This window comes from Antarctobacter sp. (assembly GCF_965277915.1).
In the GTDB taxonomy this organism is placed as follows: domain Bacteria; phylum Pseudomonadota; class Alphaproteobacteria; order Rhodobacterales; family Rhodobacteraceae; genus Antarctobacter.
The window spans coordinates 997,121-1,011,909 of record NZ_OZ255849.1 but is presented as its reverse complement, the minus strand read 5'-3'; the positions used below and the strand labels follow the sequence as shown (position 1 = coordinate 1,011,909).

Sequence of the window (14,789 nt, the reverse complement as noted above, 5' to 3'; positions counted from 1 at the left end):
TTTCCTCTTGTCGTGTCGCGCTTCAAATTCGATGCGATACGGGTAGCAAAGCAGCGTTTCATATCCTATACGCCGTTTCATGGACAAAACGCTCTTGCCACGAACCAACCTTGATCCCGCCGAGGATCGCTATCTTGTTCCCGGTCTCATACGCGGGCTTCAGGTGTTGACCGCATTCACGCCCGAACGCCGCGAAATGTCCCTGTCGGAGATCGCGCGCGAGATCGGGCAAAGCCGGTCCGCCGCTTTCCGGTCCGTCTACACGCTGGCGCAGATGGGCTACCTGCTGCACGACGAGGCGCGAAAGACCTATGCACTGGGCCCGGCGGTGATGCGTCTGGGTTTTGGCTATCTCGCCACGCGCGAACTGGTCGAGATCGCCCTGCCCGAACTCGAACGTCTGCGCGATGAAACCGACTGGTCCACCCACCTGGGCGTGCGTGACGGGACATTGGTTCTGTACATGCTTCGGGTGCCCAGCCGGCTGGGCCTGGGCAGCATCGTCCATGTCGGCAGCCGCCTGCCCGCCGCAAATACCACGATGGGGCGGGTCTTGCTGGCCGACCTGGACGAGGAGACGCTGATCGCGCTTTACCGCGACGCGGACGCGCAGCGCACGACTCGCAACACCGCGCCCGGCATGACCGAACTGCTGGCCCAGTGGCGGGCCGACCGCAACAGCGACACCGTCACCCAGGTCGGCAGTTTCGAGGCGGGCATCACATCCGTCGCGGCGCCCCTGCGCGACATGTCGGGCAAGATCGTCGCCGCGATCAATGCCACCAGCGCCACCGAGGGTCGGCAAACCGTGCCCGCAGAGGTTCGGCGCGCATTGGAGGATACGGCAGCCCGTATTTCACGCCTGCTGGGCAACTGACCCAAGAACAATAACCCGTTGCCTGCCTGATCGCAGGCTGTCGAGGCCCCGCAGGGACATGGTTCCGATGATGCCATGGTCAGGACTGTCACTGGCACACGTCAAGCACGCCTATGAGATGGGCTCTTCGGAATTTCGACGAAACAGCATCATGTCGGCAGCCGCCGCGCTGACCACGAACCAAAGCATGTACCCGAAGGACCTCAGCCGAAGGCAGCCAGAAAGCAGAGGCAGGCAAAGCCGATCCAAGCGAACTGCCTCGGCGGATCAAACTGACTGCGTGAAATCGTGACTGAGGCGCCCCCCTATCCGAAGACGTGGACCCACCGGCGGGCTAATCCGATTATCGAAACTCTCTGGACAATCCAACACGTTCATGAGCAGGGTGCATATATCAAGAGAGGCACCCCATGGTCCGTGACACGAAGAAACCCGCCTCCCTCATGATCCGGGAGAACATCAACGACCTGATCGCCTTTGTTGCCGTCGCGGAAGAGCGCAGTTTCACCCGCGCCGCCGCGCGGCTGAACCTGTCGCAATCGGCACTCAGCCATACGATCAAGTCGCTTGAACAACGGCTTGGCCTGCGCCTGCTGACCCGGACCACGCGCTCGGTGGCTCCGACGCTGGAAGGCGAGGACCTGCTGGCCACGCTCACCCCCTGCATCGAACGAATCGAAAGCCGGCTTCAGGCGCTCAACGATTCCCGGGACGAACCCACGGGCACTGTCCGCATCATCGCACCGGAATACGCCATCGCGTCGATCCTCTGGCCAAGGTTTTCGCCGGTGCTGAAGAAATTTCCGTCCATGAACATCGAACTGGTGGCGGACAACGAAAATACCGATCTTGTCCAGGCGCGCTGTGACGCGGGCGTGCGATATGGTGACCAGGTGGGCGAAGGGATGATCGCCGTCCGCATCGGCCCGGACGAACGCATGATCTGCGTCGGCACACCCGCGTATTTCAAGGACCGAGGCCAGCCGGACAACCCCGGGACGCTGACGGAACACGCCTGCATCAACCTCCGACAGTCCAACCACGGCGCGCCCCAAGCCTGGGCGTTCGAAGACGAAAACGGCAAGGACGTCCGGGTCAAGGTGTCCGGGCAGGTGACCTTCAACACAATCAACGCCGTCCTGCGCGCCGCCTGTGACGGACATGGTCTGGCGCGGGTTCCGGAACGGCTGGCCCGCCCCCACCTGGAGGCGGGACACCTGCAGACCTGCCTTGATGACTTCTGCCCCACCTTCCCGGGCTTCCACCTTTATTACCCCAGCCGACAGCGGGCGTCCTCGGCCTTTGAGGTCGTGCTGGAGGCGCTGCGCGAAAAGCGCTGAGACTTGATAAGGGCCGGGCAGACGGGCATTGACCTCCACCGCGATGGACAACGTGCTGACGCAGGAGGAGGCGGGAGGTCAGCAGGCGCGCCCTGCCCTGACATGCCGTCCCACGAAACCGGACCGTCGCCCGCTGAGCCCACGATGCCTGTGGCGGGAATCTGCGACCGCACATCATCACCCGTTCATTTTGGTCTGGACCCAGCATTTTTTGGTTAACTGGGGCGGGCAAAGCTGACTATGGTCCCGTGAGGGGCCCTTGGCCACCGATGCTTTGGCCCGAATGCATCATAGCCTTTGAAAGTTGAAACATGTCACAGACCACCTCCGCAACCAAAGCACGCTCTCACCTGGCAGCAGGGGCCAAGCTGGTCGGGGACCTCACGATCCCGGGTCACTTCGAACTGGTCGGCCATGCCGACGGGCGCATCCGGGCGGATGGAATCACGATCGAGGCCGGCGGCTCTGCCGTCGGCGAGTTGCGCGCCGACACGATCATCGTGACCGGCAAGTTCGAGGGCCAGATCCTGGGCGGCGATGTCAAGCTGAGCGCGGGCGCGCAGGTGTCCGGAGAGATTTCCTACACCACCCTGACCATCGAAAGCGGCGCCAACGTGAACTGCAGTTTCTCGCGGGTCGACAAACAGGGCTGAGGCAAAAGGCCTACGCGGGCCGCCTGACAGCAAGAGCGCACCGCGATGGACAAACTTTCCGTCATGCAAGCCTTCCGCCGCATCGTCGAACGCGGCAGCTTTGCCCGTGCCGCTGAGGACCTTGGCGTGTCACCCGCGCTGCTGAGCCGCGAGATCAAGCTGCTGGAGGAAAGCCTGGGCAGCACGCTGCTGACACGAACCACGCGGTCGATGTCGCTGACCGATGCAGGGCGGCTCTACTACGATGAAACAAGCGGCATCCTGGATGCCGTGACACGGGTCGAGACCCGCATCCGCGATGGCGCCGGGGCGGTGCGCGGGCATCTCAGGGTCAATGCCTCGTCCTCTTTCGGCCAGGCGGTCATCGCGCCCTTCCTGCCCGCTTTCCTCGACAACTACCCTGATCTCAGGCTGACCCTGTCTCTGGACGACCGCGTGGTCGACATGGTCGAAGGCGGGTTCGACGTCTCGATCCGCATCCGGGCGGCCATGCCGGATTCCGCGCTGGTGGCGCGCAAGCTGGGCTCGATACGGCAAAGGATCTTTGCCGCCCCCGCCTACCTGGAACAGGCCGGCACACCGAAAGTGCCCGAAGAGATCGTCGGACACCGGGTTGTCGGCTTCCTGTTGGCCGATCACCTGAACAGCTGGACACTGCACGGCCCGGGCGGCCCCCGGACCGTCGATCTGGACCCGCCGGTGCGGGTCGGCAACAGCCTGGTCCTGCGAGACCTGCTGATCGCGGGTCATGGCATCGGCACCCTGCCCGATTTCGTTTCGGACGCGCCAGAGACGCGCGGCGACCTGGTGCGCATCCTGCCCGACTGGGAATTGCCGGCGCCGGACATCTTTGCGGTGACCGCCTCTCGGCTGGGGATGGATGCGCGGGTGACGGCCTTTCTGGACCACCTGCGCGCAGCACTGCGGGACTGACATTCTTCAACCAGCGTAAAGAATGATATGCGCGCAGGCCGCTTATTCCGGCGCGCCCTTTCACCGATCTTCGCGGGCATCACACCACCAAGCCCAAGGAGGATCCCGATGACCCGCGTTCTTGTTCTCTACTATTCCAGCTATGGCCATGTCCGCGCCCTGGCCGAAGCCGAAGCCGAAGGTGCCCGCAGCGTGCCCGGCACCCAGGTCGATCTGCGCCGCGTGCCCGAAACCGTCCCCAAGGAGATCCGCCGCAAGGCCGGGTTCATCGAGGATGGCACGCCCCTGGCCACGCCCGCCGACCTCGAATCCTATGACGCCATCCTGTTCGGAACGCCGACGCTGTTCGGCATGATGGCCGGTCAGATGAAGAGCTTTCTCGACCAGGCGGGCGGCCTCTGGGCCCGCAATGCGCTGGTCGGCAAGGTGGCCGGTGTCTTTGCCTCGACCGGCTCGCAACATGGCGGACACGAGGCCACGTTGCTGTCCTTCCAGATCCCTTTGCAGCACTTCGGGATGCTGATTGCAGGCATGCCCTACACGTTTGGCGGGCAGACCACAGCCGACCACATCGTCGGGGGCGCCCCCTACGGTGCAGGCACCATCGCCGGGGCCGACGGATCACGCACGCCTACGGAAACCGACCTCGCCGGGGCGCGGTTCCAGGGGGCGCATGTGGTCCGCATCGCCGCCCGCCTGGCCAATGCCGACCGGACCAGTGCCGACCGGCAAGGGGAGGCCGCATGATGCCCGCCCTGACCATCGATTTCTTCCATGATGTCGTGTGCTGCTGGTGCTTCAACATCTCGTCGCGGATGCGCGAGATTTCCGAAAAGTTCGACCTGAAGATCCGGCACCGCAGCTTTGTCCTGCAAGACAGCCGCGCCGAGATGGCCCACCGCTGGGGCACGCCCGGGGCGGCGCGCGAAACCATCCTCGGCCACTGGGCCGCCTGTCGGCAGGTCAGCGACCAGCCCGAACTGATCGACATAGAGGCGATGCGCTCCGCCCCTTTCGACTATCCCCACGGCCTGACCGCCGCGCTTGGATGCAAGGCGGCAGAGCGGCTGGACGGGCAGCAGGGGCATTGGCGCATGTTCGACCATCTGCAACGCGCGCACCTGTCCCAGGCCCGCAACATCGCCGATCGCGAAACGGTCCTGCAGGTCGCGCGTGATGCCGGCTTCGAGGCGGCGGACTTTGCCCGGCACCTCGAGGCCCCCGAAACCGCAAGTGCCGTCGAGGCGGACCGCCAGATCGCCCGCGCGCTGCAGGTCCGTTCGATCCCCGCGCTCATCATCCGCGAAACCGGCGCTCGCCTGGTCAACGGCCCGACAGAGGACCTGGTCGCACAGATCCGCGCCGCACAACAGATCCTGGCCTGAAAGGAGCCCCCCATGCGTTTCCACCTGTTCCGCCGCAAGGCCCGGCCGCCAGAGCTACGCGATCTACCGCCCCACCTGTTGCGGGATATCGGGCTGCCCCCCTGCCCGTTTCGACCGCCACATCCCCTGGACCACCCCTGGTGAGCCCGCCCACAAGGAGCACGAACATGACACGCACATCCGATGTTCTTTTGACCGCGCTTGCCCCGGCGATCTGGGGCAGCACCTATATCGTCACCACCGAGGCTCTGCCCGACGGCTATCCGGTCACGCTGGCCGCGCTGCGTGCCCTTCCCGCCGGTCTGCTGCTACTGGCGATCACCCGCTGCCTGCCGCCGCGCACCTGGCTGGGCCGCAGCTTTCTGCTGGGCAGTTTCAACTTTGCCGTGTTCTGGGTGCTGCTCTTCGTGGCCGCCTACCGTCTGCCCGGCGGGGTCGCCGCAACTCTGGGCGCAGTACAGACCATGATCGTCATCCTGATGGCGCGTGGCTGGCTAGGGACGCCCATCCGGGCCGGGGCGGTCGCCGCTTCGGCTGCGGGCGTTGTGGGCGTCGCCCTGCTGCTGATCGGCCCCGAGGCCAGGCTGGACCCGGTCGGCGTGGCCGCCGGCCTTGGCGGCGCGGCGTCGATGGCGGCAGGCACGGTGCTCAGCCGCAAGTGGCAACCACCTGTTTCCGCTCTCAGCTTTACCGCCTGGCAACTGACGGCCGGCGGAGTGATCCTGCTGCCTCTCGCGCTGATCGTCGAGCCGCCGCTGCCGCCGCTGACAGCCACCAACCTTGCCGGGCTGACCTGGCTGGGACTGATCGGGGCGGCCGCAACCTATGCCATCTGGTTTCGGGGCGTCGCCCGGATCGAACCCGGGGCGATCTCCATGCTGTCGCTGATGAGTCCCCTGACCGCTGTGATCCTCGGCTGGGCCTGGCTGGGACAGGCCCTGACCCCGGTGCAGGCAGTCGGGGCGGTGGTTGTCCTCGGGTCCGTGTGGGCGGGTCAGCGGGCCAATCGCCCGCGCGCCGCGCCGCTGGCCGGGCCAATCCCGGCAGCCCCCGGACGGCAGGCCGGCGCGTGAACGCGGCAGGTCCGAAAGGGCCTGTCGCCTCAGATCGGCCAGAACAGCAACAGGGCCGGGATCGACACGGCGATCACCAGCGCCTCCAACGGCAGCCCCATGCGCCAGTAGTCGGAAAACCGATAGCCGCCAGGGCCAAGGATGATGGTATTGTTCTTGTGCCCGATGGGCGTGAGGAAGGCGCAGGAGGCCGCGACCGCGACAGCCATCAGGAAGGTGTCCGGATTCGCATCCAGCGTTCGGGCAATCGACAGGCCGATGGGAGCGGCGATCAATGTCGTCGCGACGTTGTTGAGGAAATCCGACATGGTCATCGTGACCAGCATCAGCACCACGAGGCTGACCCAGGGGGCACTGTCCGCCGTCAGGACAAGGATCTGCCCGGCCAGCAGTTCCGCGCCTCCGGTCCTTTCAAAGGCCTCGGCCAGCGGGATGAGGCTGGCCAGCAGCACGATCACCTTCCACTCGATCGAATTGTAGACCTCGCGCCCGGTCACAAGTCCCAGCACCAGAAAGGCGATCACCGCCGCCGCCAGCGACACGGCCAACGGCAACAGGCCGGCCACGGCCATGCCGACGGCGGCAACGAAGACGGCGATCGACAGGCCAGCCTTGCGCCGCTGGATGACTTCGGTGTGACGGCCCTCGATGGGCAGGACACCCAGCCATTCCATGCTGCTTTCGACATTGCGCGGCGTGCCCAGCAACAACAGCACGTCCCCGGCCCTGACCCGCAGCAGGCGGACGCGGTCCTGAAAACGCCGGCCCTCACGCGAAACGCCCAGCAGCGTGACCGCGTGCCGGTTCAGCAGACCAAGGCTGCGGGCGGTATGGCCGTTGATGCGGGCGTCGTCCGGCACGATGGCCTCGCGCAGGGCAAGGCCCGGTGCAAGCACCCCACCCTCGTGCTGTTCCGACCCGGCGAACTCCAGCGATGCCTTGCCCATGAACGCCTCGATGGACTTGGGCTCACCCTCGACCACAAGGAAATCGCCGGGCTGCAGGGTTTCGCGCCGGGCCAGCCCGGGGCGGCGCTTGCCGTGTCGGATCAGGCCCAGGATGTTGATGTCCGTGTCCTCGGCCGTGGGGTACAGCGACAGGACGGTGATGTCCTTTTCTCCGGCGGAGTCGGCGACCTTGAGTTCGGCGACGTAGCGCCCCTTGCGAAAGGCCTGCCCCTGTTCGGCGATCGAGGCGCGGGACGGCAGCAACCGCCAGCCGACCAGCGCGACAAAGACGATGCCCGCAATCGCCACGGTCAACCCAACCGGCGCGAAATCGAACATCGAAAAGGACTGTCCCATGACGTCCTGCCGATATTCCGAGATGACGATGTTCGGCGGTGTGCCGATCAGCGTCACCATACCGCCCAGAATGGTGGCAAAGGACAGCGGCATCAGGCTTTGCCCCGCCGCGCGCTTGGCCTTTTCCGCCGCTTCGACGTCCAGCGGCATCAAGAGGGCCAGCGCGGCGACGTTGTTGATGACAGCAGAGAGCACCGCGCCCGCGCTGCCGATGATGGCGATATGGAAGGGCAAGGGGCGTTCCGGGTCGACCACCCGGCTGGCGATCAGTTCGACCGCCCCCGACGAGGAAAGCCCGCGACTGACGATCAGGACCAGCGCGATGATGGCCACCGCCGCGTGGCCGAACCCCGAGAACACCTCGTCCGCAGGCACCAGGCCCAGAATGGCCCCCAGGATCAACGCGCCAAAGGCCACGAGGTCATAGCGCACGCGCCCCCAGACGAGCAGCACGAAGATCACCGCGAAAAGGCCTATGATAAGTGTCTGGTCTTCGGGCATACGCGGGGCCTCCGGCTGGGTCGGGCGCCGCAACGGGCAAGCCCGCCCCGGCACCAGCCACGGTTGTTCCGCGCCAGCCTAACCGCCTCACGTTCCGGGTACAATTCCACCCGTGCCAGACCGCCGACAGGCCCCTCGACCGCTAGCCGCCTCCGCCGAGAAATCCCGCTGCCGCCTGCGCCAGCATGGCCGAGGCCGCCACCCCGTCGATCAGCGGGATCGTGGTCTCTTTTGCCAGTTCTGACGTCAAAGGTGCCATACCCGCGCAGCCAAGGATGGCACAGGCGGCCCCATCCTCTACGCGCGCGGCCTCGATCTCGTCCGCGATGCGGGCGACGGTCTCGGGCGCGCCCGCCTCGATGGTGAGGACCGGCAGGCCGCTGGCACGCACGGAGGCACAGAGCCCGCGAAAGCCCGAAGTGTCGATATTCTCGTCGATCACGGGGATCGAAACCGGCAACGATGTGACCACGGAAAACCGAAGCCCCAGCAGCTGTGCCATGACGTAGGAGGCTTGCCCGATCCCCAGTACCGGGCAGCCGGCCTGTGCCTGCGCCTCTGCCAGTCCGGTGTCGTCGAAACAGGCGATCACGATGGCATCCGCGCCTTGGTCGCGCGCCGGCCCCAGCCGGGCCAGCAGGCCGGGCACGGCAGCTGCACCGTCCTCGGGGCCCTCGATGGCGGCAGGACCGTCGCTGTTGGTCATGCCGAATATCTCTGCCCCGGGCAGGGCGAGCCGCGCCGCCTCGACGATACCATCCGTCATGGCCTCGGTGGCGTTGGGATTGATGTAGGCGATCTTCATACGCCCTTGCCCGCGTCAGATCCCAGCCGCGCGCGGCGCTTGCCCATGACCCAGACGGTCAGCAGGAACAGCCCGATGATGGCAAAGGAGAATATCGTGGTCAGCGTGCCCAGCGCATAGATCACCGGCGTCGTGACGTTCGTCGTCATGCCGAAGATTTCCAGCGGCAGGGTGTTGTAGCTGCCGGCGGTCAACAGCGTGCGCGCGAATTCGTCATAGCTGAGCGTGAAGCCGAAGAGCGCCACCCCGATCAGCGACGGCGCGATGATCGGCAGCACGACAAAGCGGATCGTCTGCCAGGCACTGGCGCCTTGGTCGCGGGCCGCCTCTTCATAACTCTGGTCGAACCGGTTGAAGACCGCGAACATGATCAGCAGACCAAAGGGCAGCGTCCATGTCAGCTGTGAGCCGAAGCCGCTGGTCGCCCAGTGCACCTTCAGGCCCAACTGGTTGAAGATCAGCCCGACACCCAGCGAAATCAGGATCGAGGGGATCACAAGCGAGGTGATGGCGGCATAGAACACTGCGCCCGAGCCCCAAAACCGCTTGCGGAAGGCCAGCCCGGCCATGACCGAGACGACGACCGTCGTCACCATGACCATCAGGCCCAGTCCGAAACTGCGCCGGAAGGCGCCCCAGATATCGCCCACCGCCTGTTCCTGGAACAGATCGCGGAACCAGTGGGTCGACACCCCGTTCATCGGGAAGGTCAGCCCCCCTTTCGGCCCCTGAAAGCTGAGGATGCCGATGGTCAGGATCGGCCCGTAGAGAAACAGCACGAAGAGCCCGAAGAAAGCGGCGAGAACGTAAAAGCTGCGGGGACGTTTTTCCATTGGATCACAGCTCCTTGCGGATGTTGACGAAGCGCAGCAGGATCGCGATCACGATCAGGACGGTGCACAACAGGACCACGGCCGTCGCCGCCGCCGAGGGGTATTGCAAAAGCGCGATGTCGTTCGAGATCAGCCGCCCGACATTGGCGCGCTGCGACCCGGACATGAAGCGCACGGTGATGAAATCGCCCATCACCAGTGTGACGACAAAGATTGTCCCGATCATGATGCCCGGCTTGGTCAGCGGCAGGATCACATGCACCAGCGTCTGAAAGCCGTTGGCGCCGTTGTCGCGCGCCGCCTCCAGCAGGGATTTGTCGATGCGCATCATGGTGTTGAAGATCGGCACCACCATGAACAGCGTGTAAAGGTGGACAAAGGCCAGGATGACCGAGAAGTCGGAATAGAGCAGCCACTCCAGCGGTTCGTCGATCACGCCCCATGAAATCAGCGTCTGGTTGGCGATGCCATTGCGCCCCAGAAAGGGGATCCAGGATATCATCCGGATGATGTTGGACGTCCAGAAGGGGATCGTGCAGACGAGGAACAGCGCGATCTGCATTGTCAGGCTGCGGACATGGAAGGCCAGGAAATAGGCCACGGTAAAGCCGATGGCCAAAGTCAGCGCCCAGGTGATCAGCGCGTATTTCAGCGTCGCGCCGAAGACCTTGTAGGTCACGGGCGAGCCGAACAGGAATTCATAGTTGTCGAACTGGAACGCCGGGTAGATCGAGAATTCCGTCGCGCCCCAAAAGCTGACGATGGCGATCATCACGATTGGCGCGATCAGGAAGGCCAACAGCACGACGGACAGCGGCAAGGCCATCAGCCAGCCCAGGACGTGCCGGTTCTTGAGAGGGGTCGCAGCCATCTGGCCTCCGCAGGGGTCTGCCCGGATCGGGATTTGGTCAGGAGGATCCCCGGACCGCGAACGGCCCGGGGATCTGAAGGGGACCGGGGGGATAACGAACCCGGCCATTCACCGCGTCATGCCGCGATGAATTCGTTCCACTTGCGGACCATGTACTGGTTCTCGTCCATGACGGCGTTCCAGCAAGCCACGCTGCCCATGCGGTCGTAGAAGGACCCACCGTCGCGGACCTCTCCGGCCTCGGCCAGCTTGTCACCGGTGGGCGAAGTGATGACGTCGGTGGCTTCCTTGCCCTCGAACCAGTAGCCCCACTCGTTTTCGGTCATGAAATCCTTGGAAGTCTCGGGCACGGCCGAGTAATAGCCCTGGCGCATCAGGTATCCGCCGACCCAGCCGGAGAGATACCAGTTGATGTAGTCGTAGGCCGCGTCCAGCTCCATGCCCGACAGCGACGAGGACAGGCCGATACCGCCGCCCCAGCTGCGATAGCCCTCTTTCAGGGGCTGGTAGACGCAAGGAATGCCACGTGACTTGACCGCGGTGATGGCGGGCGACCACATCGACTGGATCACGACCTCGCCCGAGGCCATCAGGTTCACGCTTTCGTCGAAGGTCTTCCAGAAGGCGCGGAACTGGCCGTTCTGCTTGGCCTCGGTAAAGATCGCCATGGTCTTGTCGATCTCGTCGCGGGTCATGTTGCCCTTGTCGCCGTACTGGATCTCGCCCATCGCCTCGCAGACCATGGCCATGTCCATGATGCCGATGGACGAGATGTCGAGGATCGAGGCCTTGCCCTTGAACTCGGGATTGAGCAATTCGGCCCAGGTTTCGATCGGGCGGCCGATCAGGTCGGGGCGGATACCCAGCGTGTCGGCGTTGTAGATCGTGGGGATCAGGGTCATCCAGCCGGTTTCCTCGTCGGCAAAGCTGGTGCCGCCGGGGCCGTCGACAAAACCCACGGTATGCGGCGCGGTGCCCTGCGCGATCTCGCTGTCGGGTGTCAGCTTGCCGGACCGGAAGATGCCCACGATCTTGTCGTAATTGGCGATCTTCGAGGTATCCATCGCCTGCAGGTTGCCGGTCGGCCAGACCTTCTTGCAGATCCAGTATTCGATGTCGGCGATGTCAAAGCTGTCGGGCTGGGTGGCCGCGCGCTGGGTGACGCTGTCGGAATCCAGCGCCGTCATTTCCAGCGTAAAGCCCAGGTCTTCCTTCACCTTCTTGGCCACGTCGTTGAGGTTCGACACGCCGGTGCCGAACTGGCGCAGCACGATGTCCTTCGTGTCCTGCGCCCAGAGCATCGGCGCGGGAAGGGTCGTCGCCGCGACGGCCGCACCGCCTGCCTTCAGCAGCGAACGGCGGGTATATCCAACCTTGGGTTTAGCCATTGTCTTGTCCTCTCTGTTCAGTCGTCTTGTCTTGGTGGTTTATGCTTGATCTCGAAAACGGCGCTTGCCGGACCGCAGCTTTCAGGCGGTCAGGCGATGCAGCCGCGTCTCGTCCCAGCTGAGCCGGACGGCATCGCCGGGGTTCCGGGGGGCGGCAAAGAACTGATCCTCGGGCAAGAGCGCCAGCACCTCGTCGCCGCCTTCCGTGGTCGTGGACACGGCGACAGAGGCGCCCTGGTACTCGATCGCCATGACCGTGGCCGCCATGCCCTCTTCGGCCAGTTGCACCGCGTCGGCACGCACCGTGACCTTGCCCTGGGGCAACGTGATGACGTTGTGGCCGCCGATGAAGCGGGCCACGAATTCCGTGCGCGGCTTTGCCCAGACCTCGCGCGCGGGGCCCGCCTGCTCGATCACCGCATCGTTCATCACGACGATCTCGTCGGCCAAGGCCAGCGCCTCGTCCTGGCCGTGGGTGACATGGATGAAGGTGATCCCCAGTTCGCGCTGCAGCTTTTTCAGCTCTGTCCGCATCCGGATGCGCAGGAACGGGTCCAGCGCCGACAGCGGTTCGTCCAGCAACAGCACCTTGGGTTCCGTCACCAGCGCGCGCGCCAGTGCCACACGCTGCTGTTGCCCGCCGGACAGTTGCGCCGGCAGACGGTCGGCGAGGTGGGTCATGTCGACCAGCGCCAGCAGTTCGTCCGCCCGCTTGTGGCGGGTGTTCTTGTCGACACCTTTCATGCGCAATGAAAAGGCCACGTTGTCGCGCACCGACAGATGCGGGAACAGGGCGTAGTTCTGGAACATCATCGCGGTGCCGCGTTGCGCCGGCGCCAGCGGCGCAACGTCGTGACCGTCCAGCAGGATCGACCCCTCGCTGACCTCCTCATGGCCCGCGATCATCCGCAGGGTCGAGGATTTCCCGCAGCCCGAAGGCCCGAGCAGGCAGACATAGCTGCCGGGCGCAAAGACATGGTTCAGATCGCGTACGGCGACGGTCTCGCCATAGCGCTTGGTCACGTGAACCAGTTCCAGATCGTATCCTGTGCGCATGTAGCCCCCATTCGCCTGTCGAGATCAGCTTGATGCGCTCGGACCCGGACTGGGGAGTGTTTTCGACCGCAGAAACAGGACGAAACGCGGATCGGGCAAAATTTGAGCATCTGCGGCATCGTCGTGCGCAAAAATGAACTCAAGTTCGTATACAATCCTGCGTGCAGGTCTGCGTCCCCCCGCACGCGCTTGTCCCCGGACCGCCGAATCGGAATAACGGAAGCAGATAGTTGGTCGTTGGCTCAGAGTGACATGAACAAGTTTGAAACGAAGCATTGGACCAGCGACACGGTGGCCGCGGATCTGGAACACGCGATTCATGAACACAGGCTGCCCCCGGGCACCAAGCTGGGCGAAGATGAACTGGCCGAGGCCTATGGCATCAGTCGCACCATCGTCCGCGCCGCCCTGCTCGCGCTGTCACACCGCCGACTGGTCGAGCTCAAGCGCAACCGGGGCGCCTTTGTTGCCCAACCGACCGTGCGCGACGCGCGCGAGGTCTTCGAGGCGCGCTCCCTGCTGGAACCGCGCACTGCGCATTCCGCCGCAGAGCGTATGACGGACGAAGATCTCGCCCTGTTACGCAGCAACATCGCCAGCGAACACGAGGCGCTCGACGCTGGCGAGAACGGCCGCGCACTGTTTCTGTCGGGACAATTCCACGTCGAGATCGCACGCATCGCGGATCAGACCACGGTGCAGGGCTTTATATCAGAGCTGATTTCACGCTCGTCCCTCATCATCGCGCTCTATTGGCGGCGTCGGGCCGCCCTGTGCGAAACGCAGGCGCATCACGCCCTGCTGGACGCCTTTGCCAACAGGGACGGCGCCCTGGCCGAGCAGCTGATGAAAAGTCACCTGCTGGATCTCGTGGCTTCGCTGGACCTGCGCAATGTCACGCAACCGCCCACTTCCCTGCGCGAGGCCCTGAAGAGATGACACAGCCGATTTGCCGAACCGCGACGCTGGATGAAATCGGGCTGATGCTGGATTGGGCCGCTGCCGAGGGGTGGAACCCGGGGCTGGCGGATGCCCCGGCATTTCACGCCGCAGCCCCCGGGGGGTTCTTCGTGGCAGAGGTCGACAGCCAACCCGTTGCCGCGATTTCCGTCGTCAACCATTCACCGCAGGTGGCCTTTCTTGGGCTCTACATCTGCCTGCCGGAATATCGTGGGCGGGGAATCGGCTACGCGCTGTGGACACACGCGCTGACCCATGCCGGGGCACGCACCGTCGGGCTGGACGGTGTGCCAGCGCAAGAAGCGAACTATGCCAAGTCCGGCTTCGTGCTGGCCGGGCGCACCCGGCGCTTCGAAGGCAGCTTGGCCCCCTGCGATACATCCCCGACCCTTGCCACGGCCGCCGATCTGGATGTCATTGGGCACCTGGACAGGGCGGCCAACGGCTATGACCGAGCGGCCTTCCTTGCGGAATGGACAGCACAGTCGGACAGCCGAAAAACGGTCGTGCTGCGGACTTCGCGGGGCGTCACCGGATTTGCAACCGCGCGCCTGTGCCGGGACGGCTGCAAGATCGGCCCGATTGTGGCCCCGACGACCGAAGAGGCGCTGACCTTGGCGCGGCAAGGCGCCTCGGCGCTGAACCGGACAAGCGTCATCATCGACACACCCGATGCCCCCTCTGGTCTGGGCCAGAGTTTGCAGGTCTTGGGCTTCGAGGAAAGCTTTGCGACCGCCCGCATGTACCGCGGCACGCCCCCCTCGCCCGGCCCGACCCTGCAGGCCATTGCCACGATGGAACTTGGCTAGC

The 14,789-nt window shown here is 64.9% G+C and carries 15 protein-coding genes; 9 read left to right on the top strand and 6 right to left on the bottom strand.

Annotation, left to right across the window (positions count from 1 at the left end; genetic code table 11):
• Positions 1-79 precede the first annotated feature (79 nt).
• From ACQY5B_RS05765 to ACQY5B_RS05735, 7 genes are all read left to right on the top strand, one after another.
• Positions 80-877 carry an IclR family transcriptional regulator gene (locus ACQY5B_RS05765; RefSeq protein WP_420325995.1) on the top strand — a complete coding sequence of 266 codons (798 nt, stop codon included), beginning with the start codon at positions 80-82 and terminating at the stop codon, positions 875-877.
• 410 nt (positions 878-1,287) lie between these two features.
• On the top strand, positions 1,288-2,217 hold the full coding sequence (locus ACQY5B_RS05760; protein ID WP_420325996.1) for a LysR family transcriptional regulator: 930 nt from the start codon (positions 1,288-1,290) through the stop codon (positions 2,215-2,217).
• A 311-nt stretch (positions 2,218-2,528) separates the two neighbouring features.
• Positions 2,529-2,870, top strand: coding sequence for a bactofilin family protein (locus tag ACQY5B_RS05755; protein ID WP_305970986.1), 342 nt, complete (start codon positions 2,529-2,531; stop codon positions 2,868-2,870).
• 45 nt (positions 2,871-2,915) lie between these two features.
• Positions 2,916-3,803 (top strand): LysR family transcriptional regulator, encoded by an 888-nt coding sequence (locus tag ACQY5B_RS05750; protein WP_420325997.1) that lies wholly within the window; start codon positions 2,916-2,918, stop codon positions 3,801-3,803.
• Between the two features lie 108 nt (positions 3,804-3,911).
• Positions 3,912-4,550: an NAD(P)H:quinone oxidoreductase gene (wrbA, locus tag ACQY5B_RS05745; protein ID WP_420325998.1), complete on the top strand. Its 639-nt coding sequence runs from the start codon at positions 3,912-3,914 to the stop codon at positions 4,548-4,550.
• Positions 4,547-5,188: a DsbA family oxidoreductase gene (locus tag ACQY5B_RS05740; protein ID WP_420325999.1), complete on the top strand. Its 642-nt coding sequence runs from the start codon at positions 4,547-4,549 to the stop codon at positions 5,186-5,188. The genes wrbA and ACQY5B_RS05740 overlap by 4 nt, the downstream gene beginning before the upstream one ends.
• 167 nt (positions 5,189-5,355) lie before the next feature.
• Positions 5,356-6,261, top strand: a complete 906-nt coding sequence (locus ACQY5B_RS05735) for an EamA family transporter (RefSeq protein ID WP_420326001.1) — start codon at positions 5,356-5,358, stop codon at positions 6,259-6,261.
• Positions 6,262-6,290: 29 nt separating this feature from the next.
• Here ACQY5B_RS05735 and ACQY5B_RS05730 read toward each other — a convergent pair whose 3' ends face one another.
• The 6 genes from ACQY5B_RS05730 to ACQY5B_RS05705 form a co-directional block, all read right to left on the bottom strand.
• Positions 6,291-8,066: an SLC13 family permease gene (locus tag ACQY5B_RS05730; protein ID WP_420326002.1), complete on the bottom strand. Its 1,776-nt coding sequence runs from the start codon at positions 8,064-8,066 to the stop codon at positions 6,291-6,293.
• Positions 8,067-8,208: 142 nt separating this feature from the next.
• Complete coding sequence (locus tag ACQY5B_RS05725) at positions 8,209-8,871, bottom strand: aspartate/glutamate racemase family protein (RefSeq protein ID WP_420326003.1); 663 nt, start codon at positions 8,869-8,871, stop codon at positions 8,209-8,211.
• On the bottom strand, positions 8,868-9,704 hold the full coding sequence (locus tag ACQY5B_RS05720) for an ABC transporter permease (protein WP_420326004.1): 837 nt from the start codon (positions 9,702-9,704) through the stop codon (positions 8,868-8,870). The genes ACQY5B_RS05725 and ACQY5B_RS05720 overlap by 4 nt, the downstream gene beginning before the upstream one ends.
• 4 nt (positions 9,705-9,708) lie before the next feature.
• Positions 9,709-10,575 carry an ABC transporter permease gene (locus ACQY5B_RS05715; RefSeq protein ID WP_305970994.1) on the bottom strand — a complete coding sequence of 289 codons (867 nt, stop codon included), beginning with the start codon at positions 10,573-10,575 and terminating at the stop codon, positions 9,709-9,711.
• 116 nt (positions 10,576-10,691) lie between these two features.
• Complete coding sequence (locus tag ACQY5B_RS05710) at positions 10,692-11,963, bottom strand: ABC transporter substrate-binding protein (protein WP_305970995.1); 1,272 nt, start codon at positions 11,961-11,963, stop codon at positions 10,692-10,694.
• Between the two features lie 81 nt (positions 11,964-12,044).
• Complete coding sequence (locus ACQY5B_RS05705; protein WP_305970996.1) at positions 12,045-13,019, bottom strand: ABC transporter ATP-binding protein; 975 nt, start codon at positions 13,017-13,019, stop codon at positions 12,045-12,047.
• Between the two features lie 252 nt (positions 13,020-13,271).
• On the opposite strand from ACQY5B_RS05705, the gene ACQY5B_RS05700 reads away from it, so the two are divergent.
• A complete protein-coding gene (locus ACQY5B_RS05700; RefSeq protein ID WP_420326005.1) occupies positions 13,272-13,958 on the top strand; it encodes a GntR family transcriptional regulator in 687 nt (228 codons plus the stop codon).
• Positions 13,955-14,788, top strand: a complete 834-nt coding sequence (locus tag ACQY5B_RS05695; RefSeq protein WP_420326006.1) for a GNAT family N-acetyltransferase — start codon at positions 13,955-13,957, stop codon at positions 14,786-14,788. Before ACQY5B_RS05700 ends, ACQY5B_RS05695 begins: the two co-directional genes overlap by 4 nt.
• Position 14,789 lies beyond the last annotated feature (1 nt).

Coding starts and splice junctions, on each gene's coding strand:
- wrbA (WP_420325998.1), top strand. CDS start 3,912: ATGACCCGCGTTCTTGTTCTCTACTATTCCAGCTATGGCCATGTCCGC.
- ACQY5B_RS05730 (WP_420326002.1), bottom strand. CDS start 8,066: ATGCCCGAAGACCAGACACTTATCATAGGCCTTTTCGCGGTGATCTTC.
- ACQY5B_RS05695 (WP_420326006.1), top strand. CDS start 13,955: ATGACACAGCCGATTTGCCGAACCGCGACGCTGGATGAAATCGGGCTG.
- ACQY5B_RS05740 (WP_420325999.1), top strand. CDS start 4,547: ATGATGCCCGCCCTGACCATCGATTTCTTCCATGATGTCGTGTGCTGC.
- ACQY5B_RS05750 (WP_420325997.1), top strand. CDS start 2,916: ATGGACAAACTTTCCGTCATGCAAGCCTTCCGCCGCATCGTCGAACGC.
- ACQY5B_RS05765 (WP_420325995.1), top strand. CDS start 80: ATGGACAAAACGCTCTTGCCACGAACCAACCTTGATCCCGCCGAGGAT.
- ACQY5B_RS05715 (WP_305970994.1), bottom strand. CDS start 10,575: ATGGCTGCGACCCCTCTCAAGAACCGGCACGTCCTGGGCTGGCTGATG.
- ACQY5B_RS05755 (WP_305970986.1), top strand. CDS start 2,529: ATGTCACAGACCACCTCCGCAACCAAAGCACGCTCTCACCTGGCAGCA.
- ACQY5B_RS05720 (WP_420326004.1), bottom strand. CDS start 9,704: ATGGAAAAACGTCCCCGCAGCTTTTACGTTCTCGCCGCTTTCTTCGGG.
- ACQY5B_RS05700 (WP_420326005.1), top strand. CDS start 13,272: ATGAACAAGTTTGAAACGAAGCATTGGACCAGCGACACGGTGGCCGCG.
- ACQY5B_RS05705 (WP_305970996.1), bottom strand. CDS start 13,019: ATGCGCACAGGATACGATCTGGAACTGGTTCACGTGACCAAGCGCTAT.
- ACQY5B_RS05710 (WP_305970995.1), bottom strand. CDS start 11,963: ATGGCTAAACCCAAGGTTGGATATACCCGCCGTTCGCTGCTGAAGGCA.
- ACQY5B_RS05725 (WP_420326003.1), bottom strand. CDS start 8,871: ATGAAGATCGCCTACATCAATCCCAACGCCACCGAGGCCATGACGGAT.
- ACQY5B_RS05735 (WP_420326001.1), top strand. CDS start 5,356: ATGACACGCACATCCGATGTTCTTTTGACCGCGCTTGCCCCGGCGATC.
- ACQY5B_RS05760 (WP_420325996.1), top strand. CDS start 1,288: ATGGTCCGTGACACGAAGAAACCCGCCTCCCTCATGATCCGGGAGAAC.